Origin of the sequence: Nocardia sp. NPDC024068 (assembly GCF_040638875.1) — a bacterium.
Lineage (GTDB): Bacteria > Actinomycetota > Actinomycetes > Mycobacteriales > Mycobacteriaceae > Nocardia.
Genome location: NZ_JBEZYU010000008.1, coordinates 87,676 through 109,001, shown reverse-complemented (window position 1 = coordinate 109,001; position 21,326 = coordinate 87,676). Strand labels below are relative to the sequence as shown.

20 protein-coding genes are annotated in these 21,326 nt (G+C 69.2%); 12 read left to right on the top strand and 8 right to left on the bottom strand.

Annotation, left to right across the window (positions count from 1 at the left end; genetic code table 11):
* Nucleotides 1–122: 122 nt before the first annotated feature.
* Nucleotides 123–1,028: a LysR family transcriptional regulator gene (locus AB0F41_RS11005; RefSeq protein WP_357422618.1), complete on the top strand. Its 906-nt coding sequence runs from the start codon at nucleotides 123–125 to the stop codon at nucleotides 1,026–1,028.
* A gap of 31 nt (nucleotides 1,029–1,059) precedes the next feature.
* Here the strand turns inward: AB0F41_RS11005 and AB0F41_RS11000 are convergent, their stop codons facing one another.
* Together AB0F41_RS11000 and AB0F41_RS10995 are read right to left on the bottom strand one after the other, a co-directional pair.
* Entirely contained in the window at nucleotides 1,060–1,716 is a 657-nt protein-coding gene (locus tag AB0F41_RS11000) for a CoA transferase subunit B (protein WP_357422617.1), read from the bottom strand.
* The gene (locus AB0F41_RS10995) at nucleotides 1,713–2,459 is read right to left on the bottom strand and encodes a CoA transferase subunit A (RefSeq protein ID WP_357422676.1); all 747 of its coding nucleotides are present in this window, start codon (nucleotides 2,457–2,459) and stop codon (nucleotides 1,713–1,715) included. The genes AB0F41_RS11000 and AB0F41_RS10995 overlap by 4 nt, the downstream gene beginning before the upstream one ends.
* 154 nt (nucleotides 2,460–2,613) lie before the next feature.
* Here AB0F41_RS10995 and pcaH point away from each other — a divergent pair, with 154 nt between their 5' ends.
* The 7 genes from pcaH (at nucleotide 2,614) to AB0F41_RS10960 (ending at nucleotide 9,366) form a co-directional block, all read left to right on the top strand.
* Entirely contained in the window at nucleotides 2,614–3,333 is a 720-nt protein-coding gene (gene pcaH / locus AB0F41_RS10990; RefSeq protein WP_357422616.1) for a protocatechuate 3,4-dioxygenase subunit beta, read from the top strand.
* Nucleotides 3,326–3,952, top strand: coding sequence for a protocatechuate 3,4-dioxygenase subunit alpha (gene pcaG, locus AB0F41_RS10985; RefSeq protein WP_357422615.1), 627 nt, complete (start codon nucleotides 3,326–3,328; stop codon nucleotides 3,950–3,952). The genes pcaH and pcaG overlap by 8 nt, the downstream gene beginning before the upstream one ends.
* Nucleotides 3,953–3,965: 13 nt before the next feature.
* Nucleotides 3,966–5,342: a 3-carboxy-cis,cis-muconate cycloisomerase gene (gene pcaB, locus AB0F41_RS10980; protein WP_357422614.1), complete on the top strand. Its 1,377-nt coding sequence runs from the start codon at nucleotides 3,966–3,968 to the stop codon at nucleotides 5,340–5,342.
* A gap of 85 nt (nucleotides 5,343–5,427) precedes the next feature.
* Nucleotides 5,428–6,660, top strand: a complete 1,233-nt coding sequence (gene pcaD, locus AB0F41_RS10975) for a 3-oxoadipate enol-lactonase (RefSeq protein ID WP_357422613.1) — start codon at nucleotides 5,428–5,430, stop codon at nucleotides 6,658–6,660.
* On the top strand, nucleotides 6,657–7,436 hold the full coding sequence (locus tag AB0F41_RS10970) for an IclR family transcriptional regulator C-terminal domain-containing protein (protein WP_357422612.1): 780 nt from the start codon (nucleotides 6,657–6,659) through the stop codon (nucleotides 7,434–7,436). Before pcaD ends, AB0F41_RS10970 begins: the two co-directional genes overlap by 4 nt.
* A gap of 26 nt (nucleotides 7,437–7,462) precedes the next feature.
* Nucleotides 7,463–8,674 carry an acetyl-CoA C-acetyltransferase gene (locus AB0F41_RS10965; RefSeq protein ID WP_357422611.1) on the top strand — a complete coding sequence of 404 codons (1,212 nt, stop codon included), beginning with the start codon at nucleotides 7,463–7,465 and terminating at the stop codon, nucleotides 8,672–8,674.
* Between the two features lie 161 nt (nucleotides 8,675–8,835).
* The gene (locus tag AB0F41_RS10960) at nucleotides 8,836–9,366 is read left to right on the top strand and encodes a hypothetical protein (RefSeq protein WP_357422610.1); all 531 of its coding nucleotides are present in this window, start codon (nucleotides 8,836–8,838) and stop codon (nucleotides 9,364–9,366) included.
* 61 nt (nucleotides 9,367–9,427) lie between these two features.
* Here AB0F41_RS10960 and AB0F41_RS10955 read toward each other — a convergent pair whose 3' ends face one another.
* The 3 genes from AB0F41_RS10955 to AB0F41_RS10945 form a co-directional block, all read right to left on the bottom strand.
* Nucleotides 9,428–10,642, bottom strand: a complete 1,215-nt coding sequence (locus AB0F41_RS10955; RefSeq protein ID WP_357422609.1) for an SfnB family sulfur acquisition oxidoreductase — start codon at nucleotides 10,640–10,642, stop codon at nucleotides 9,428–9,430.
* Nucleotides 10,639–11,757 carry a dimethylsulfone monooxygenase SfnG gene (gene sfnG, locus AB0F41_RS10950; protein WP_357422608.1) on the bottom strand — a complete coding sequence of 373 codons (1,119 nt, stop codon included), beginning with the start codon at nucleotides 11,755–11,757 and terminating at the stop codon, nucleotides 10,639–10,641. Before sfnG ends, AB0F41_RS10955 begins: the two co-directional genes overlap by 4 nt.
* Before the next feature lie 446 nt (nucleotides 11,758–12,203).
* On the bottom strand, nucleotides 12,204–13,580 hold the full coding sequence (locus AB0F41_RS10945) for a styrene monooxygenase/indole monooxygenase family protein (RefSeq protein WP_357422607.1): 1,377 nt from the start codon (nucleotides 13,578–13,580) through the stop codon (nucleotides 12,204–12,206).
* 146 nt (nucleotides 13,581–13,726) lie between these two features.
* Between AB0F41_RS10945 and AB0F41_RS10940 the strand changes: the two genes are divergently transcribed.
* On the top strand, nucleotides 13,727–14,218 hold the full coding sequence (locus tag AB0F41_RS10940; protein ID WP_357422606.1) for a GAF domain-containing protein: 492 nt from the start codon (nucleotides 13,727–13,729) through the stop codon (nucleotides 14,216–14,218).
* A gap of 100 nt (nucleotides 14,219–14,318) precedes the next feature.
* On the opposite strand, the gene AB0F41_RS10935 is transcribed toward AB0F41_RS10940, so the two are convergent.
* Together AB0F41_RS10935 and AB0F41_RS10930 are read right to left on the bottom strand one after the other, a co-directional pair.
* A complete protein-coding gene (locus AB0F41_RS10935) occupies nucleotides 14,319–15,743 on the bottom strand; it encodes an LLM class flavin-dependent oxidoreductase (protein WP_357422605.1) in 1,425 nt (474 codons plus the stop codon).
* Complete coding sequence (locus AB0F41_RS10930; RefSeq protein ID WP_357422604.1) at nucleotides 15,740–16,963, bottom strand: acyl-CoA dehydrogenase family protein; 1,224 nt, start codon at nucleotides 16,961–16,963, stop codon at nucleotides 15,740–15,742. The genes AB0F41_RS10935 and AB0F41_RS10930 overlap by 4 nt, the downstream gene beginning before the upstream one ends.
* Nucleotides 16,964–17,263: 300 nt before the next feature.
* Between AB0F41_RS10930 and AB0F41_RS10925 the strand changes: the two genes are divergently transcribed.
* Both AB0F41_RS10925 and AB0F41_RS10920 read left to right on the top strand, forming a co-directional pair.
* Nucleotides 17,264–18,409 (top strand): LLM class flavin-dependent oxidoreductase, encoded by a 1,146-nt coding sequence (locus AB0F41_RS10925; protein WP_357422603.1) that lies wholly within the window; start codon nucleotides 17,264–17,266, stop codon nucleotides 18,407–18,409.
* A 237-nt stretch (nucleotides 18,410–18,646) separates the two neighbouring features.
* Nucleotides 18,647–19,087 carry a hypothetical protein gene (locus AB0F41_RS10920; protein ID WP_357422602.1) on the top strand — a complete coding sequence of 147 codons (441 nt, stop codon included), beginning with the start codon at nucleotides 18,647–18,649 and terminating at the stop codon, nucleotides 19,085–19,087.
* A 314-nt stretch (nucleotides 19,088–19,401) separates the two neighbouring features.
* Here AB0F41_RS10920 and AB0F41_RS10915 read toward each other — a convergent pair whose 3' ends face one another.
* Nucleotides 19,402–19,608, bottom strand: coding sequence for a hypothetical protein (locus AB0F41_RS10915; RefSeq protein WP_357422601.1), 207 nt, complete (start codon nucleotides 19,606–19,608; stop codon nucleotides 19,402–19,404).
* A 431-nt stretch (nucleotides 19,609–20,039) separates the two neighbouring features.
* On the opposite strand from AB0F41_RS10915, the gene trpB reads away from it, so the two are divergent.
* On the top strand, nucleotides 20,040–21,281 hold the full coding sequence (gene trpB / locus AB0F41_RS10910) for a tryptophan synthase subunit beta (RefSeq protein WP_357422600.1): 1,242 nt from the start codon (nucleotides 20,040–20,042) through the stop codon (nucleotides 21,279–21,281).
* Nucleotides 21,282–21,326: the final 45 nt, after the last annotated feature.

Below are 21,326 nucleotides of genomic sequence, written 5' to 3'. Positions count from 1 at the left end.
GGGAATTCATTTCTGATCTTCGAGTCGTGCGTGCCGACCCGGAACTGTGATGGCACTCACGCTAAGCTCGCGTCCATCAGAAATCCAATAGATGTTTTTCCGAAGTTGAATAGAGAGGATCTATGGCATCCGATTTCGATCTCAACCTGGTGCGCACATTCGTCCTGCTCTACGAGACGCGCAGCGTCACCGCGGCAGCCGATCTGCTCGGCGTCACCCAGCCGACCGTCAGCTACGGACTCGGCAAATTGCGCAGGCGCCTCGACGACGAACTCTTCGTCCGCGGCCCCGGCGGGCTCACCGCGACCTCGGAGTCCGAACGGCTGTACCCGCCATTGCGCACCGCGCTCGCCAAGGTCACCGAAACGCTCGGCGCGACCGGCGAATTCGACCCCGGCCGCCCGACCCGGTTCACCCTCGGCCTCTCCGACCTCGGCGAGGTGACGGTGTTGCCGCTGGTCCTGGCCGAACTCGCGGAGCAGGCGCCGCGGGCCGGACTGCGGGTGCGGGCGTTCGACCTGGACACCGCGACCGATCAGCTGACGCGCGGCGAACTGGATGCCGTGATCGCCAGCCCGGTTCTCGATTCGCCACGCCTGCGCCGCACACCGCTGTTCACCGAGGGGTACGTGGGGATGGTCGCGGCCGATCACCCCCGGATCCGGTCCGATACCCCGGACCAGGCCGCGCTCGAACAGGAACGGCACGTGGTGGTGGAAGGCGGTACGGGGCATCCCGGCCCCCGCGCCGCATTGACCGAACATCGGCTCGAGGACCGGATCGCGGTGCGGGTCACCAGGTTCGCGACGCTGCCGTATGTGGTGCAGGACAGCGAATTGGTCGCGATCGTGCCCGAGCGGGTAGCCCGGGCTCTGGGCCGCACCCATTCCGTGCGGATCTTCCGGCTGCCGTGGCCGATCGACCCGGTGGAGGTCGCGGCCTACACCCGCCACACCCCGGAGGGGGCGCCGCAGCGCTGGTTCCTGGATGTGATCCGGACGGCGATGGCGAAACTTCCGGCCCTGTAACAGGGTCCGGTCCCGTTCCGCCGCGGGCATTTCAACTCACCCGCTCCAGTAGCCCGGCGGCGACCTGGATCTCGGCGCCGGTGGCGGCCCGCACCTCCTCGACGGTCACACCCGGCGCGGTTTCCACCAGGAGCAGACCGGTCTCGGTGATATCGAGGACGGCCATATCGGTGATGACGCGATCCACACAGCCCATACCGGTCAACGGCAACGAGCATTCCGCGACGATCTTCGGTTCCCCGCCGCGCGAGACGTGGTCCATCATCACGATCACCCGGCGGGCACCGTGCACCAGATCCATGGCGCCGCCCATCCCCTTGACCATCTTGCCCGGGATCATCCAGTTCGCCAGATCACCGCACGCGCTGACCTGCATGGCGCCCAGTACGGCCACATCGACCTGGCCGCCGCGGATCATGCCGAACGACTGCGCGGAGTCGAAGTACGAGGCGCCGGGCAGCACGGTGATGGTCTCCTTGCCCGCGTTGATGAGCTCGGGATCGAGCTCCTCCTCGGTGGGGTACGGGCCGACACCGAGGACACCGTTCTCCGAATGCAGGACGACGTCGATGTCACCCGGCAGATAGTTGGGTACCAGCGTGGGCATCCCGATACCGAGGTTGACGTACTGCCCGTCCTCGAGTTCCGCGGCCACCCGGGCCGCCATCTGTTCGCGGGTCAGCGTCATGCGCGCACCGTCCTGTTCTCGATTCCGACCTCGACCTTGCCCACGTGCACCACGCGCTGGACCTGAATACCGGGGGTGTGCACCTCGTCGGGATCCAGTTCGCCGGGTTCCACGAGGTGTTCGACCTGGGCGATGGTGATCCGGCCCGCCGCGGCGGCGGGCGGGTTGAAGTTGCGGGCGCTCGCGCGATACACGAGATTGCCGTGCCGGTCGCCCTTCCAGGCGTGGACCAGCGCGTAATCGGTGACGATGCCGCGTTCCATGACGTAGGTGACGCCGTCGAATTCCCGGGTCTCCTTGGGCGGGCTCGCGACCGCGATACCGCCGGAACCGTCGTAGCGCAGCGGCAGACCGCCCGCGGCGACCTGGGTGCCGACGCCCGCCGGGGTGAAGAACGCCGGGATGCCGGCGCCACCGGCGCGCATCCGTTCGGCGAGGGTGCCCTGCGGGGTCAGTTCGACCTCCAGTTCGCCGGAAAGGTACTGCCGGGCGAACTCCTCGTTGGCGCCGACATAGGAACTGACGGTGCGGCGGATGCGGTGCGCCGCGAGCAGCACACCGAGCCCGAACCCGGCGGTACCGCAGTTGTTGCTCACCACTTCCAGATCGCCGGCGCCCTGGTCCAGTAGCGCGTTGATCAGCACTTCGGGGACGCCGACCAGCCCGAACCCGCCGACGGCCAGCGACGACCCGGCGGGAATATCGGCGACCGCGCCGGCGGCCGTGGGAATGACTTTGTCCATCACGCGGACCACTGTAACCTCCCTCGTGCGGATTGTGAACCAGCGTCCGCATAGCGAACAAATCCTTCCCGGATGCTTGGCACCCACAGCTCGGCGTCCTATGCTGTTCGCATACCGAAACTATGTCCACATAACGAACATGAGGTCGTCGCGCATGCTCCAACTGCCACCGCCGTACCGCGGTATCGACAAGAACGAGGAAGCTCCGCTCGACTTCGCCGACTACCGCACCACCGCCCTGCGGCACCCGAAACAACCGCTGGTACTGCTACCGCAGCGGCTCGGCGAGCTGACCGGACCGGCGCTCGGCGAAGGCCGGGTCACCGCCGCGGACGCGGATCTGACCCTCGCCCGCGGCGGCGAGGCGTCAGGTCAGCGGATCATCGTCCACGGCCGGGTCCTCGACAGCGATCACACACCGGTGCCCCACACCCTCGTCGAGATCTGGCAGGCCAACGCCGCCGGCCGCTACCGGCATCAGGGCGACCGGTGGCCCGCCCCGCTCGACCCGTATTTCGAGGGGGTCGGACGGACGCTCACCGACAGCGACGGGCAGTACTCCTTCACCACCATCAAACCCGGCATCTACCCGTGGGGTAACCACCACAACGCGTGGCGGCCCGCGCATATCCATTTCTCGCTGTTCGGGCGCGCCTTCACCCAGCGCCTGGTCACCCAGATGTACTTTCCCGACGATCCGATGTTCTTCCAGGATCCGATCTACAACTCGGTTCCCGAGGGCGCCCGCCAGCGCATGATCAGCGTGTTCGACTATTCGGCCACCCGCGGCAACTGGGCGCTCGGCTACCGTTTCGACATCGTGCTGCGGGGTCGTGACGCGACGCCGTTCGAGGAGGACGACCACGATGAATGACGCCGTATTCGCCCCCCGCTACCCGGTGACGCCGGGGGATTTCAGCACCGTCGATTTCGGACCGACACCGTCGCAGACCGTCGGGCCGTTCCTCCATATCGGACTGCCCTGGCCGGACGGACCGGAAATCGTGACCCCCGGGACCACCGGATCGCTCACGATCTCCGTCACGGTTACCGACGGCGACCGCAACCCGGTCGCGGATGCGCTGGTGGAGGTCTGGCAGGCCAACCGGGACGGAGTGTTCGAACATCCCGACGACCCGCGCCCGCAGACCGACAGCGCGTTCCGCGGGTTCGGCCGCTGCCCCGCCGACGCCACCGGCACCGCCCGGTTCACCACCGTCAAACCCGGGGCCGTACCGGCCGGTGACGCGGGTACCCAGGCGCCGCATCTGAACCTCTCGATCTTCGCGCGCGGCATGCTCAACCGGGCGATCACCCGGCTCTACTTCCCCGACGAAGCGGCCGCCAACGCCGCCGACCCGGTGCTGCGCGCGCTGCCGGAATCCCAGCGGCACAAGGTGATCGCCACCACCACCGACGACGGCTACCACCTCGGCATCGTGCTCCAGGACGCCGACCCGGAGGGCGCCGAAACCCCGTTCTTCTACTTCTAGGAGGAATCGCACCGTGGCGCGTGGAGAACTGTTCGACCCGCTGTTCGGAGCGGCCGGGCTCGGCGCCGTCCTCTCCGATCGCGCCTGGATCACCGCACTGGTCGAGGTGGAATGCGCGCTGGCCCGCGCGCAGGCCGTAGCCGGTGTAGTCGACCGCGACCACGCCGCCGCCATCGACGCGGCCGGTCCGGCGGTGGCCGCCGCCCTCGACCCGGCGGCACTGGGTGAGGCGGCCGTCGCGGGCGGCAATCCGGTGATCCCGCTGGTCGGGAAACTGCGCGCGGCCTGCGCGGACCGCGGCGTCCCCGCCGCCGCGGTACACCGGGGCGCGACCAGTCAGGACATTCTCGACAATGCGCTACTCCTGCTCGTACAGCGCGCCGGAAAACTGATCGTCGCGGATCTGGGCGCCGCCGCGGACGCCGCGGCCGGACTCGCCCGCACCCACCGCGACACCCCGATGGCCGCGCGCACCCTGGGTCAGCAGGCATTGCCGACCACCTTCGGCGCCCTCGCGGCCGGCTGGTGCGCGGCGCTGGACCGGTCCGCCGGGGCGCTGATCTCGGTGCTGGCCGAACTCCCCGTGCAATTCGGCGGGGCCGCGGGCACTCTCGCGGCGCTGTATCCGCACGGACTCGAGGTGGCCGACGCGTTGGCCGCCGAACTCGGCCTGGCGCACCAGCGGGTCCCGTGGCACACCGACCGGACCCCGATAGCCGAACTGTGCACGGCACTCGGTGTCGCCGCCGGCGCGGTCGCCAAGATCGCGACGGATCTCGTCGCGCTGTCGGCGACCGAGGTCGGGGAGGTGAGCGAGGCCTCCCCCGGCGGCTCGTCGGCGATGCCCCATAAACGCAATCCGGTCGCCGCGATCACCGCGCGGGCCGCCGCGCGGCGGGTTCCCGGTCTGGTCGCGGACGCGCTCGCCTCGATGGACCACGAATTCCAGCGCGCGGCGGGGGCGTGGCACGCGGAATGGGAAACCGTCACCGATCTGCTGCGCCTGACCGGGGGCGCCGCCCACCGGCTGGCGCAGAGCCTGACCGGGCTGCACGTCCACCCCGGCGCGATGGCGCGCAACCTCGAGATCACCGGGGGACTGCTGCTGGCCGAACGCCTAACCGCCGCGCTGTCCGAGCACACCGACCGGGCGCGCGAGATAGTCACCGCCGCCGCGACCGCGGATCCCCCGGCCCTCACCACCGATCCCGCGATCGTCGACGTACTGGGGGCCGATCGGGTCCGCGAACTCCTCGATCCCGCAACCTATCTCGGTCACGCGACCGATCTGGTCGACCGCGTCCTGACCACCCGCGACACCGGTGTCCCCACCGCAACGGATACGCCCGGCGACCCTCGAACAACGCACGACACCACGGACCGACCGTGACCGGTGACCCCGGGACCGGGGCGCGCCCGGACCGGGCACGCCGCACCACGCACGAAACACCGGTGAGAGAAACGGAGCAGATGGCATGAGTACCACCGCGGCGGATACGGCACGACCGGAGACCGGTCTGGCCTACCGGGCGACCGGACCCGGCGGCGATGCCCCCACCGTGGTCCTGCTCGGCTCGCTGGGTTCGGACCGGTCCATGTGGGATCCGCAGGTCGCCGCGCTGTCCGGGGAGTACGAGGTACTCGCCGTCGACCTGCGCGGTCACGGCGATTCCCCGGCCGCCGACGGAGCCTGCACGATCGCCGACCTCGCCGCCGATGTGCTGGCCCTGCTGGACCGGCTGGGCCGCGAGCGGGTCCACCTGGTAGGGCTGTCGCTCGGCGGCGCGGTGGCGCAATGGATCGCGGCGCACGCGCCGCTGCGGGTGCGCACGCTCACCCTGCTGTGCACGGCCGCGAAATTCGGCACCGCGCAGGCCTGGCTCGACCGCGCCGAGGCGGTCCGATCCGACGGTACGGCCGCGCTCGCCGACGCGGTGGTCGGCCGCTGGTTCACCGCCCCGCTCATCGATCGCGATCCCGGCCTGGTCGCCCGCAGCAAAGCGATGGTCTCGGCCACCCCGGACGCGGGCTACGCCGCCTGCTGCACCGCACTCGCGCAGTTCGACGGGCGCGCCGACCTGGCCCGGATCACCGCGCCCACCCTGGTGATCGCCGGTGCGCAGGACCCGGCCACCACCCCCGGCGATATGCGTGTCCTCGCCGACGGGATCGCGAATTCGGTGCTGCACGTACTGGACCCGGCCGCGCATCTTGCCAATATCGAACAGGCCGGGCGGGTTTCGGCCCTGCTCGCCGCACATCTGGCCGGGCACCGCGAGCGGTCCGCCGCGTTCGATCAGGGCATGCGGGTTCGCCGCGCGGTGCTCGGCGACGCCCATGTGGACCGGGCCGTGGCCGCCACCACCGCGTTCACCGAACCGTTCCAGGATTTCATCACCCGCACCGCCTGGGGCGATGTCTGGACCCGGCCGGGGCTGGACCACCACACCCGCCGGCTGCTGACCCTCGCGATCCTGACCGCCGTCGGCAACACCCACGAGCTGGATATGCATATCCGCGCCGCGTTGCGGGCCGGGGTGGCGCCCGCCGAACTGGCCGAGGTGTTCCTGCACACCGCCGTCTACGCGGGCGTGCCGAACAGTAACCTCGCCTTCGGACTCGGCCGGGACGCGCTCGCCGAGGGGGTCGGGGCCGGGCCGTCCGACCGGCCCGCGACCGGCTCCACGGACGCAGAGGAATCATCATGACCGAACCCTCCCCGGATTACGTACAGTCCCTGGGCCGGGGCCTGGCCGTCATCCGGTCCTTCGACGCCGAGAATCCGCGCCGCACGCTCAGCGAGGTCGCCAAGGCCACCGGACTGACCCGGGCCACCGCCCGCCGATTCCTGCTGACCCTCGTCGAACTCGGGTACGTCCGCACCGACGGTTCGCAGTTCCGGCTCACCCCGCGGGTCCTGGAACTGGGCTACAGCTATCTGTCCAGTCTGAGCCTGCCCGAGGTCGCGGGCCCGCATCTGGAGGCGCTGGCCAACCAGGTGCACGAGTCGACCTCGGTCTCGATCCTCGACGGCGAGGACATCGTCTATGTGGCACGGGTCCCGGTCAGCCGGATCATGACCGTATCGATCACCCTCGGCACCCGCTTCCCCGCCTACGGCACCTCGATGGGCCGGGTACTGCTCGCGGGCCTGTCCGAGCCCGCGTTCGAGGAGTATCTGGCCAAGGTCACGCTGACCCCGCTCACCGATCGCACGGTCCTCACCACCGACGCCCTCCGGGACGAGGTGGCCCGCACCCGCGTGGCGGGGTACTGCCTGGTGGACCAGGAACTCGAGGAAGGGCTGCGGTCCATGGCCGCGCCGATCCGCGACCACACCGGCGCCGTCTGCGCGGCGGTGAACATCTCCACCCACGCCGCCCGCTATACGGCCGATACGGTGCGCGCCGACCTGCTCCCACCGCTGCTGACCACCGCCACCGCCATCGGCACCGACCTGTCCCGGGTCCAGAACCGCTCCTGAAAATCCCGCTCCGCGAAGGAATCTCCATGTACGACGCCGTCATCTGTGAACCACTGCGCACCCCGGTGGGCCGGTTCGGCGGAGTGTTCTCCGATATCGCGCCGGAAACCCTGGCCGCCACCCTGATCACCGAACTCCTCGCCCGCACCGGCCTGGCCGCCGAACAGATCGACGATGTGATCCTCGGGCAGGCCTCCCCCAACGGCGAGGCGCCCGCGATCGGCCGGGTGGCCGCCCTGGACGCCGGTCTCGGTGTGGAGGTTCCGGGTCTGCAGGTGGACCGGCGCTGCGGGTCGGGTCTGCAGGCGGTGCTACAGGCCTGTATGCAGGTGTCCACCGGCGGCAGCGATCTGGTGCTGGCGGGCGGGACGGAATCCATGAGCCGGGCCGAGTTCTATGCCACCGGTATGCGCTGGGGCGTGCAAGGCGAGGGGGTGGCCCTGAACGACCGGCTGGCCCGCGCCCGGGTCAATGCCGGCGGTCAGAACTTCCCGGTCCCCGGCGGCATGATCGAAACCGCGGAGAACCTGCGCGCCGAGTACTCCATCGATCGCACCGAGCAGGACGAGCTGGCGGTGCAGTCGCATCAGCGCGCGGTGGCCGCCCAGCGGGCGGGCCGATTCGCCGACGAGATCGTCGGAGTCCGGGTGCCGCAGCGGAAATCGGACCCCGTGCTGGTGGACACCGACGAGCACCCCCGGGCCGATACCACCGTCGAAACGCTCGCGAAACTCCGGCCGATCCGCGGCCGTGTGGACCCCGGCGCCACCGTCACCGCCGGTAACGCCAGCGGCCAGAACGACGGCGCCGCGCTCTGTATCGTCACCACCCCGGAAAAGGCGCGTGCCCTGGGCCTGCGGCCGCTGGCGCGGCTCGCGTCCTGGGCGGTGGCCGGGGTGCCCCCGCGCACCATGGGCATCGGCCCGGTCCCCGCCACCGAGAAGGCGCTGGCCCGGCTGGACCTGACCCTAGACGATATGTCGGTCATCGAGCTCAACGAGGCCTTCGCCGCCCAGACCCTGGCCGTGCTGCGCAACTGGAAGATCGAACCCGGCGACGAACGGCTCAACCCCAACGGTTCCGGTATCTCGCTGGGGCACCCGGTCGGCGCCACCGGCGCCCGTATCCTCGCCACCCTGCTGCGCGAACTCGACCGCCGCGAAGGCCGCTACGGCCTGGAGACCATGTGCATCGGCGGTGGTCAGGGTCTGGCGGCGGTGTTCGAACGCCTCTCCTGACCGCGCTCTCCGGCCACCACCGTCTCGCGGACGGCGTCGGCGATGGCGCGGAAGTCCTTTTTGAGGAGGGCGCCGTGATTGCTCGGCACACCCGCGCGAATACCACGCTGACCTGCTTTTTCCTGCTAGCGTGACCCCAACCTGACGAACAGGAGAGATCGATGGATCGGTCCGTTCTCCGTCTCGGCCTCGGCGCGACCTTCGCCGCGCTCATGCTGGCCGTCCTGGCCGCGCTCTTCCCGGCGGCGGCCGCCGGCCAGGATGTGCGGCCGGCGATCTCCCTCTCGGCAGGTGTCTCGGGTACCACCATCGAATACACGGTGTCCGATATCCCCAACCGGCGCAACAACTTCCCGGTCATCCCGGGCGAATGCACCACCGTCCTGGTGGACACCCTGGCCGCGGCGCCCGCGCTCACCCCCGCCGCCGTCGATTCACTGTCCGGCCGCACCCCCGACGCGTTCGCGCTGCTGCAGCGCCTGATCGCCGACGGCACCGTTGCCGCCGGGCCGCAGATCCAATTCGCCTCGGCCGGTCGGGTCACCGGTTCGTTCACCGATATCCCGCGCGGGGTCTACCTGGTCGCCACGGTCTGCAATATCAGCCCGGTCAGCGGCGAGTTCGTTCCCGAGCTGGTCGATATCGTGCCCGCGGTCGTCACCGATCTGCATTCGGGTTCGGTCGCGACGTAACTCCCGCGATCCCGCGGCGGTACCGCGGTATCGGCTCCCGGAACCCGATGTGGGCGGACCCTCAGATCACCCCGTTCAGGGGCGGCGGCGTCCCGTGCAACACGGTGCGGCCGATGTGCTGGTACTTCCAGCGGACCGGATCGTGCAGGGTATGGGTGCGGGCATTACGCCAGAAATGGGCGAGATTGAGATCCGCTGCCGCGCTGCGCGTTCCGCTCACCTCGAACAGCGCGCCGGATATCTCGTTGGCGGCCCGGTCGGCGAGAACTTTCGCGGTGGCGACCGCGATCGACGCGTCACCCACCAGATCGGAGTCGTGCACCGCCGCGTCCACGGCGGCACCGGCGGTGGTCAGGGTGGACTCGGCGGCGGCGAGGGTCACCGCGAGTTCCCCGAACCGCTGGATCACCAGCGGGTCGTCGATCGCCCGCGACACCCCCGCCTCGAACCAGGGCCGGCTCTTGTCGCGCACGAACTCGGTGGCCGCGGTGAGGGCGCCGCGTGCGATCCCGGCATCGATCGCGGCGTGCAGCAGCTGCGCGGACGCGCCGTAGGCGGTCGGGGCGTCGACGGCCGCGGTCCGGGGCACCAGCTGATCGCGCTCCACCGCGACCCCTTCGAATACGACCGTGCCGCTGCCGGTTGTGCGCTGCCCGAGTCCGTTCCAGTCGTCGACGATCCGGACCCCGGGCGCGTTCGCGGGCAGGAACGCTACGTACTGCCCGGGCGGCAGACCGGAACGCCCCTCGGGGTCGTCGAGCCGGGTGAGCACGGCGAGGGTGTCCGCGAACAGCGACCCCGTGCAGTAGTACTTGGTGCCGTCGATCCGGAACCGCTGCGCGGCCTCGATCGGCGCGACGGTGGTGGCGATCTCGGCGACGGTGGCGCCGCCCCGCTCGGACTGCGCGTTGGCGATCTGCGCGCCGTCGAGCACCGCCGTCAGATACCGGCTCCGCTGCTGGTCGGATCCGGCCAGTTTCAGCAGGTTGACGTAGACGAAATGGCTGTGCGGGATCTGCGCGATATTCGGGTCGGCCACCGCCAGCAGCCGCACGATCTCGGCGACCGCGCTGGGCGGCAGATCCGCGCCGCCGAGTTCGGCGGGGACGGTCACGGCGAGCAGCCCGCTCGCGGTGAGCTGCCCGATCTCGGCGAACGGCAGCTCCCGTTCGGCGTCGCGGCGGGCCGCCCCACCCGCGAACTCGGCCGCGAGCCGCGCGGCGGCCGTGCGGGCCTGGTCCGCGGAGGTGATCCGGGAGGCGCCGACGGCGGTCACCGGCTCGCCGCGGCGGCGGGACGTCGCGCGGCCTCCAGTTCGCGCACCAGCGGCAGCACCTTGGCGCCGAAGTACTCGATCTCCTCCTGGAAGTGCAGGAAGCCGCCGAGGATCAGGTCGACCCCCAGTTCGCGATAGGCGACGATACGTTCGGCGACCTGTTCGGGGGTGCCGATCAACTTGGTCCGGAAACCGTCGTTGTACTGGACCAGATCCTCGAAGCTGGAATCCGCCCACATACCCTTACCGTCGCTGGTGGACGCGCCCGCCTGCTGGACCGCGTCCCGGAAGCCCTCCACAGCGGGCTTGTTCGCCTTGGCGATGATCTCGCGCAGCGTCTCCCGCGCCTCCCGCTCCGTGTCGCGGGCGATGATGAAGCCGTTGAGCCCGAATTTCACTTCCCGGTCGTGGGCCCGGGCCACGGCGCGCAGATCGTCGAGCTGTTCGGTGACACCGTCGAAATCTTTACCGTTGGAGAAGTACCAGTCGGCGTGGCGGCCGCCGTTGCGCCGGGCCGCGCTGGAGTTACCGCCCTGGAAGAGTTCCGGATTCGGCCGCTCGGGGGTGTTCAGGGGTTTCGGCTTGAGGGTGAAATCGCGGATCCGGTAGAAGTCGCCGCCGTAGTTCACGTCGTCCTCGGTCCAGATCTTGCGGATCACCTCGAGGAATTCCGCGCTGCGCCGGTACCGCTCGTCGTGCTCGAGCCACGGTTCGCCCAATGCGGTGAACTCCCCCGCGAACCAGCCCGACACCACATTGATCGCGAACCGCCCGCCCGACAGATGGTCGGCGGTGGCGCCGAATTTCGCGAGCACCGCCGGATGCCACAGGCCGGGATGCACCGCCGCGATCACCTTCAGCCGTTCGGTGGCGCCCAGCAGCGCCAGGCTGAACGAGGTCGACTCGTGCTGGAACTCGGCGCCGTAGGACGCGGTGTAGCGCACCTGGGAAAGGGCGTAGTCGAACCCGTTGCGCTCGGCGGTCTGGGCGAGCTTCTTGTTGTACTCGAAATCCCAGCCGGTGCGCTGTTCGATCTCACTGGTGACCAGCCCGCCGCTGACATTGGGCACCCAGTACGCGAACCGGATCTCGTCGGTGATGTTCTCGGTACTCATGGAGCCTCCCTGAAGCTGGTACGCGCGGTCCGTGGCGGCCGAAGCGTCGGCGGAGGTATCGCATCCTCGCTGCTCCCGCTGCCGGCCGTGGGCGTGGGGTCGTCTGGAAGCCGGACGCGGCAGGCGCGGGTCCGGCGCGCCCACAGTTCACCAGTGGGGTGGAGGGGATACGAGGGTTTGAATCTGCCGGATCACATCCCGGAAGGGCCTGCTCGGTGTTGGCCGAGCCGATCGTGTCGAGGAACGCCTCGGCGGCGGTGCAAGACCCCGGATCCGGCGCAGACAACCGATCGGGCCGAACGGCACTGCCGCCGTCGCACCGGAGCCGCCGGACGCGGCGACGCCGGTCGACGTCCGGGGCCACGGCCCGCTCGGCCGAGGGCGCCGGGTGGGCACCCGATACACAACGGGCGCAGTTCGGTGTACCGGGTGCCCGCTGTTTTACGTCAGGCCTCGGACGCCACGTGACCCTTGTATTCCGACCGGCTGAACCGTCCCGCCGGCTGGAAACGGCCCAGCACGGTGGCCGCGTCCTCCCCTGTGACCTGGGCGATGAGGTTGTGCGCGTCTTCCACCGAGTTCACCGAATGCGCCGCCTGCGGTTGGTGCAGGGTGCTCACCAGCGCCGAGGCGAACCGCGGATCGGCCGCCGCCGCGCTGAAGAACTCGCCGCCGACCTCGGCGAAGTCGGGATCGCTGAGGAACAGCCGGGTGACCTTGGCGGCATCCTCGGCGCGGAAGGACAGGAACGCTTCGTACTGTTCGGTGATCCAGGCGTCGTCGAACGCCCCGTCGTGCGCGGCGGCCGCCGCGACCAGCCGCTGCGCCTGGATGAGGCCGCTCTGCGCGCCCTGGCCCGCGATCGGGTCGTAGGCCACGGCGGTATCGCCCAGCGCCGCCACCACATGCCCACCACTGGTATGCCCGACCCCGCGGCGGAACAGCGGGCGGACCGCGCCCTTCAGCCAGGAGTGCGGATCCTCCGGGATCACCTTCGTGGCAAGCACTTCGGGCAGATCCCAGTCCAGGTAGTCCCGGTACAGATCGGTCACGATGCGGTGCGCCGATTCCGCCGAGTCGGCGGCCTGGAACCGCTTCTCCCAATCGCTGCCCGGCCGCGCCCAGCCCAGGAACGCCCAGCTCGGACCCACGTCCTTGTGCAGATAGGGACCCCACCACGCCTCGCCCTGTTCGGCGACGATGGAGAACAGGCTGCGGCCGCCACCGGCCGGGCTGCGATGCGCGAACACCGACTCGTCGTGCGGGAGCCCGGTGACCGTCACGGTGAGCAGGGTGCGCTGCGGCGCGTCGTACACGGTGCGGGCGGTGTCGATCTCGAACAGCTGCGACAGCCCGCCGCGCCCGGTGGCGACCAGCGTCAGATCGTTCTCGGCGGCGATCGGGTCGAGCCGTTCCGGGGTGACGGTGTCGACGACGAAACGCCCGCCGCGCTCACGGAATACGGTGAGACGCTCATCGGCCTTGAGCCGGGTGTCGACCGCGAGCCCGACGAAACCGTGGAACGCGCCGTCGAAGGCGATCAGTTCCGCACCGCCACCGGCGACCCGGACGGTGAGACCGGTGTGCAGCGGGGCGCGGTCGCGGTAGGTGGGCAGGCCGAGTTTCGCTTCGGCGTCCTGGGCTTCACCGAAGATCAGCGCGGTACCGGTGGCCGGCACCGCGTCGCGCAGTTCGCGCTGATCGCGTTCGCTGTAGAGGGTGACGTCGAAACCGGCGTCGAGCAGGCCGAGCGCCGCGGTGACGCCGGTCTGTCCCGCACCGACGACAGCTGCCTTACGAGGGGAAGTGGTCTGGGATGTCATGGCGCTATGGTCTCGGTCACCGCCGGTGCCGTGCACTATTACACTCACCGCGAGTTGATAGACGAAAAGTACTGGACCGCGCGTTTTTTGGGCAGCGCCTGGCCCGGGCCCAGCGGACTGGCCGGGGCCCGTCCTACGATCCGGTCATGTCCTTCGACCTCGTTCCGCTCTCCGGCGACCGCGCCGAGGGCTATCGCGAACTCACCACGCAGGCCGCGGCGCTGGTGACCGGCGAGACCGACCGGATCGCCAATGCCGCCAACCTGAGCGCGCTGGTGTTCCACTCACTGCCCGGGGTGAACTGGGCCGGCTTCTATTTCTTCGACGGGCACGAACTGGTAGTCGGCCCGTTCCAGGGCAAACCGGCCTGTGTGCGGATCGCGCTGGGGTCCGGGGTGTGCGGCACCGCCGCCGCGTCCCGGCAGACCCAGCTGGTCGCCGATGTGCACGCCTTTCCGGGCCATATCGCCTGCGATGCCGATTCCCGCTCCGAGATCGTGGTGCCGCTGGTTCACGACGGCACCCTGATCGGAGTCCTCGATCTGGACAGCCCGCAGCCGTCACGGTTCGACGAGATCGACCGCGGCGGGCTGGAGGCGGTCGCCGAGGTGTTCGTGAATTCGCTGACGCCACCCTGACCGGCGCGTTCCCGCCGTATCTCGGATACCGGGCAACCTCCACATCCCGGGCGGCCGGTTCGTGCCGGCGGCGACCCGGCTCCGCCCGTGCTCGTCGGCGTCAGGGCACCAGTTGCGACCCCCGCGCGACCTCGTCCGGCAGCGCCGTGGACCCGGGACCACCCAGCCGGTACCGCGCACCTCGATGTTCGGCGGGCAACCGGTCGCCCCGGCCGAACAGCGCGTTGCGCAGCGTCCCCGGCACGTACTCGCCCGGATAGGCACCACGTTCCGTGAGGACCGGAATCACATGTTCGACAATATCTTCGAAGGTCCCCGGTGTGATCGCGTAGGCCAGGTTGAACCCGTCCACATCGGTTTCCCCGGCCCATTCCTGCAACCGGTCGGCCACCGTCTCCCCGGACCCGACGAACACCGGCCCCATCCCGCCGATCCCGGCCCACCGGGCGATATCGCGGACCGTCCACTCCCGGCCGTCGTCGTCGAATTCCTGGAAGGCCGCCACGGCCGACCGGATGGCGTTGCTCTGCACCGCACCGATCGGATCGTCGAGGTCGTAGCGGGACAGGTCGATACCCATCCAGCCCGACATGAACACCAGTCCGCCCTCGACGCTGGCGTAGGACAGGTAGTCCTCGTGTTTGGCGCGCGCCGCCGCGTCGGTGGCATCGGCGACGATGGTGGCCAGCGCGTAGATCCGGGCGGCGTAACGGTCCCGTCCGGCGGCCTCGAGCGCGTCCCGGATATTCGTCACCGTCTGCGCCAGCACCCGCTTCGACGGCGCGGCCACGAAAATCGCCTCGGCGTTCTCGGCGGCGAACCGCACCCCGCGCGGTGAGGCCCCCGCCTGGTAGATCACCGGCGTCCGCTGCGGTGACGGCTCGGACAGATGCACACCCGGCACCGTGAAATGCTCACCGGCGTGGCCGATATGGTGCACCTTCGCCGGGTCCACATAGATATTGCGCTGCGGGTCGCGCACGACCGCGTCGTCCTCCCAGGATCCCTCCCACAGCTTGTACAGCACCTCGAGATACTCGTCGGCCTGGTCGTAGCGGTCGTCGTGGTCCAGCTGATCGGCGGCCCCAAAATTCCGGGCCGCCGACGGCAGATACCCGGTGACCACATTCCAGCCGACCCGGCCGCCGGTGAGGTGGTCGAGGGTGGACAACCGCCGCGCGAACGGATACGGATGCTCGAAACCGGTGCCGGTGGTGATCCCGAAACCGAGGTGCCCGGTCACCGCCGCCATGGCCGATACCAGCAGCAACGGATCGGCCACCGGGATCTGCGCGCCCTGCCGCAGCGCCGCGCGGTCGTCACCGCCGTAGACGTCGTAGGTACCGAGCACATCGGCGATGAACAGCCCGTCGAACCGGCCGCGTTCCAGGAGCCGGGCCAGCTCGGTCCAGTAGCCGATCTCCTTGTACCGATGCGACTGGTCGTCGGGATGTCGCCACAGTCCCGGGGACTGGTGCGCGACGCAGTTCATATCGAACGCGTTGAACCGGATCCGCCGGGTCATTTCGCCGGCTCCTGCGCCGCCGCGCGCTCGCCCGCGCTCCAGGCGAACGGGAGTTCGGTGCCGTTGAGCAGATGATCGCCGACAGCGCGGGCCTTCTGGATCGCCGGGTTGTGCACCGAAATGGTGCGGGCGTTACGCCAATGCCGGTCCAGCCGCAGCCCTTCGGCGGTGAGGGAAGCCCCACCCACCTCGAACAATTCGCTGGTGGCGGGCAGGACGGTATCGATCACCGCCAGCTGGGCCTGAGCAGACGCCAACTCGAGCGCCACCAGCGCACTCTCGTCCCGCGCGCCCGCGGCCAGCACCTCGTCGAGCAGATCGGCGACCGCCAGCACATTCGCCCGCGCACTGAACGCGGCGGCCGACAATCGGCCGATCACCTGCTGCACCAGCGGATCGTGGCGAGGCAGATCGGCGGCGGAATGGGTGTAACCGCGACGGCGCCGCGCCACCCATTCCCGGGTGTCGCGCTCGGCGCGCTGCGCGATCCCCGCCAGCACCGCCAGCTGGACCAGCTGGAGATAGGCGGTCGAATACGTCGGCCCGGCGACCCCGTAACCCGGGCCCAGGATCTGCTCCTCGGCCACCGCGACCTCGGTGAACTCGGTGGTCCCGCTGGCCGTGAGCCGCTGCCCGAAACCGTCCCAGTCGTCGTGCTGACGCACCCCCTCGGCGTCGGCGGCCACCAGCAGACCTACCCGCTCACCGTCGCGATCCGCGGCGACCAGGATGTGATCGGCGTACAGCGATCCGGTGCTGTAGTACTTGGTGCCGTTGAGCACCCACCCGTCCCCCGCCCGGGTGAGCCGCGTGGCGTACCGGTCCACCGCGCCCACCCCCGGCTCGGTGATCGCGTTACCGATCAATGTGCCCTCCGACAGCGCCCGCAGCCAGCGCTCCCGGCCCGCACCGGCCTCGGCCAGCAGCTGGTCCTCCACGAAGACGAAATGCACCCGCAGCGCCTGCGGCAGATTGGATTCGGCGGCGGCCAGTTCGATCAGCTGCCGGAACAGCTGCCGCACACTCGCCCCGAATCCCCCGTTCTCCACCGGGACCCGCAGCGCACCGAAACGCGCCTCCCGCAGGCGGCGGACTTCGTCGTGGGCGAGCCGGCGGTCGATCTCGCGTTCGACCGCGCCCGTCGCGATATCGGCGTAGATCGGCGCGAACACCGCGTCGAGATCGGCATCGGTCGCTGGAGGGGAAGCGATGGAGGTCATCTGTCCACAATCACCGACGGCACCCGTCGCATTCACCCGTTACACGCACCGCGATCGAAACCCCCGCCGATCGTCCCGGTGCTCCTGGTACCCGGGCGGGCCGGATATCCGCGCCGCGGGCGAGCGGCGGCGGTGCGCGTCTCGGCCGCACGGCAACCGCGGACGTCCCACTCCCCAAGAATCCCGATGATTCCAACCGGTGACCTGCGCGGCGGGATGGGTCAGGATCGGAGGCCGGCCCGGCGAGGAGCTCGGCCACCGCCCTGCCCACTTATCGAGCCCCTCGAAGGAGTTCTCCGGATGAGCCTGTCCTTCCACTGGTTCCTGCCCACCTACGGCGATTCGCGCGGCCTGATCGCCGGCGGCCACGGTACGGCCATGTCCGGCGACCGGCCCGCCTCGCTGCGCTACCTGAACCAGATCGCGGGCGCCGCCGAGGAGAACGGATTCGAGGCGGTCCTCACCCCCACCGGCGCCTGGTGCGAGGACGCCTGGCTGGCCACCGCCATGCTGGTGGAAACCACCGAGACCCTGAAATTCCTGGTCGCGTTCCGGCCCGGCCTGGTGAGCCCCACCCTCGCCGCCCAGATGGCCGGCACCTTCCAGCGGCATTCCCGCGGCCGGTTACTACTCAACGTGGTAACCGGCGGCGAACCCCACGAACAGCGCGCCTTCGGCGATTTCCTGGACAAGGAACAGCGCTACGAACGCACCGGCGAATTCCTGCACATCGTCCGCAGCCTGTGGGAATCCCGCGAACCGTTCTCCTTCGAAGGTAAACACCTCCAAGTACAGAACGCCCTGCTGAACAATCACCCCGACCCCCTGCCCCCGATCTTCTTCGGCGGCTCCTCCCCCGCAGCCGGCCCGGTGGCCGCCCAGTACACCGACACCTATCTCACCTGGGGCGAACCACTTTTCGCGGTGAGCAAAAAACTCGACTGGATCCGCGGCCTGGCCGCCGGGCAGGGCCGCACCGTCGATTTCGGTATCCGGCTGCACGTCATCACCCGCGACACCTCGGAGGCGGCGTGGGCCGAAGCGGATCGGCTGTTGGAGGGGATCGATCCGGCCGATATCGAACGCGTGCAGTCCAACCTCGCCCGCAGCGAATCCGAAGGCCAGCGGCGCATGCTCGAACTGCACGGCGGCCGCACCGACAAACTCGAGATCGCCCCCAACCTGTGGGCGGGCGTCGGCCTGGTCCGCGGCGGCGCCGGCACCGCGCTGGTCGGGTCGCACGAGGAAGTGGCCGAACGCCTGATCGAGTACTCGCGCCTCGGTATCTCCCACTTCATCCTGTCGGGCTACCCGCACGTCGAGGAGGCGTACTGGTTCGGCGAGGGTGTGCTGCCGATCCTGGAGAAGAAGGGCCTGTGGCGCCGCGCGGTCGACCGGCCCGTCGCCGCCACCGGAACCCCGTTCGCCACCGCCTCCACCAGCTGAACACACGGGAAGCCCGTAACCACCGTCGGCGCGACACTGACCACGTCATATCCCCCGGGGGCGCGGGGAGCACACTTCTCGATCAGGCGTTCTCTGTGCGACTCCCTGGTTTTCACTCACTTTCATCTACGATCACGGTTCGTGTGTCAGGCTGCGATCGACTGCACCGAGGGCCGACGCGGCTTCTCCGCCATCAGAGTACGACCGGCTTCGGAGCGCACTGTCAAACTCCTCGGTGTGAGCGCCTTCTACGATTACTTCAGCGCACCCGGCGATCAAGCAGCAGCATCAGCCTTTGCAGAGGGACCTGATGACGCCGGCTTCGACACGCTCCGCGTCAAGACGATCGACCCCGGTGTCCTGCTCGGGCAGGCGGTGGCGCTGCTGATTCGTGAACCTTTATCACGGCTTACCGGACATCCCCGATTCGTTCATCTGGTGACGAGCCCGGAGGCAGAGAGTACCTGGATCGTTACTCTGCCCGACGAGCTGCGCGACGCCTTGGCGGACGCACCCTCCGAGCGATTGGCCGAGATCTCTGTACCGTGGTCGCAAGCGGAGGAGTTCTACGGCTGTGCCGATCCCGGCTATCTTGCGGACCTCCTCAACGAATTTGCCGCACTGGCTGGACGGGCTCGGTCACACGGCCGTGGACTCTACTGCCGCATGGCGCTCTAACCGCGCTGTTCCACCGTCGGCCGACGCTCACAGTGCCCGGTAGCCATCTCTCGATCGGCGGCTGAGGCCGCAGCCACGTGGACTATCGGGTTTTGTGTGGATAAACGAAGATCAAGCGGTGGCCGCGGGCCACGGCGTAGTACCTGCCCGGCGGCGGTCAATTCGCCGACCGCGTGTAGTCAGCGGAAGCGGGGCCGAGAACGGTTACTCCTCGCTCGTTTGTGATGCATTCGTGGACGGGACGAGCGGTGGGCGGTGGGTCGCGGGTATGCCGGAACCCACGCGGGTCCCGGCATACCCGGCACAGCCTCGGGTCAGGGCTCCAGCGCGGCGTTGACGCAGGACTGGAACTGGCTGTAACCGGCGGTTTCCAGCACGCACTGGCCTACGACGACGTCGAGATCGGTGCGGGGCGGAGCCACATCGCTGCGCTGCGCGGAGGCGGAGGCCGCCGAGATCGCGACGACGGCGGAGGCGGCGGCAATCGGGATTCCGACGTATTTGACAACGGTACCGAACATGGCATTTCCCTTCGGGAATGTGAGAGGTCACCGGCGACGATTGAACCGGTGGTTTCGGCGGGGTTGCAGAAGTGTGGCGCGTCCGCCACATTTCGACCACCACAAAATACGGTAACCCCGGAAAGTCAACGAAATACTTCCCAATGCTGAACAGCGACACTCGCGAATCGGTATTCACGCCCAGTGCTACAACCAGATAGTGCAGCCGGCACAAAACTCGCTCTCAATTTTGTTCTCTCACCATATTTCCCGGCCTCACGCAGGCAGTTAGCCTCGGTTCACACCGCCCGGCGAACCGATGCGGGAAACGCCCCCGTACCACCCGATGATGGATGAGAACCCGAGGCAACTGCACTCTATTATTCGGTGCACCCGACCCGGCCGAGAGCCGTCCGGCATATTCAAACGGTCCAGAGAAAGCGTTCACGCGTATGGCTATCAGCCGGCCCGGGGGAAACAGCACATATGAGCACGGGATATATCCGGACGAATTCGGCCGTTACGGCCGTTTCGGAGGTAGATACGTTCCGGAAGGTCTCATGGCGGCGCTTCTCGACCTGGACCGCGCCTACCGGCAGGCCCGGGCCGACCCGGAATTCACCGATGAATTGATGGCGCTCCTGCGGCACCGGGTGGGGAGACCCACACTGCAACATCGGATTCCGCGGTTCGCCGCGATGCTCGATATCGCCGGCGTCAGGGTCTATCTCAAGCGGGAGGATATGGCCCATACGGGCGCACACAAGATCAACAATGCGCTCGGCCAGGCATTACTGGCGGTCCGGATGGGCAAGAGCCGTGTCGTGGCAGAAACCGGGGCCGGTCAGCACGGCGTCGCCGTGGCGACGGTCTGCGCCATGCTCGGCCTGCGATGCACCATCTATATGGGCGCCGCGGATATCCAGCGACAGGAACCGAATGTTGTCCGGATGAGGCTGCTGGGCGCCGATATCCGGCCGGTGCATACCGGGGGCCGCCGGCTCAAGGCGGCGATCAGTGAGGCGGTCCGCGATTGGGTCGCTTCCGTGGACACCACCCACTTCCTGTTCGGCACCACCGCGGGTCCGGCGCCGTATCCGCAGATCGTCCGCGACTTCCAGACCGTCATCGGAGCGGAGGCCCGGCGCCAGATCCTGGTGGCCGAGGGCCGGCTTCCCGATTTCGTCCTGGCCTGCGTGGGCGGCGGCAGCAATGCCGTCGGGACCTTCCACGCCTTCGCCGGCGATCGGGAGGTTCAGCTCATCGGAGTCGAGGCGGCGGGCCGGGGCATAGAATCCGGCGCCCATGCCGCGACATTGACCGCGGGCACCCCCGGCGAGATGGACGGCTCGTTCAGTTACCTGCTGCAGGACATCGACGGCCAGGTCGCCCCCACCCACAGCATTGCCGCCGGCCTCGACTATCCGGGTGTCGGGCCCGAACTCAGCTACCTCGAGAGCACCGGCCGGATGATCTGCCGGACCGCCACCGACGAGCTCGCGCTCCGCGGGCTGACCGCGCTGAGCCGGCATGAAGGAATCGTCTCCGCCTTGGAACCCGCGCACGCTGTCGGTTACTTGATGGCAATGGCCGAACGGGGTGAACTGCCCGAGGACTCACTGGTGCTGCTGTGTCTCTCCGGCCGAGGGGACAAAGACCTCGCCGCCGCCGCGCAGATGCTCGGAGTGGCCTGAACCCGGGTGCACACCGGGAGCGGCGCCCGGCTGAATTTATCGGCC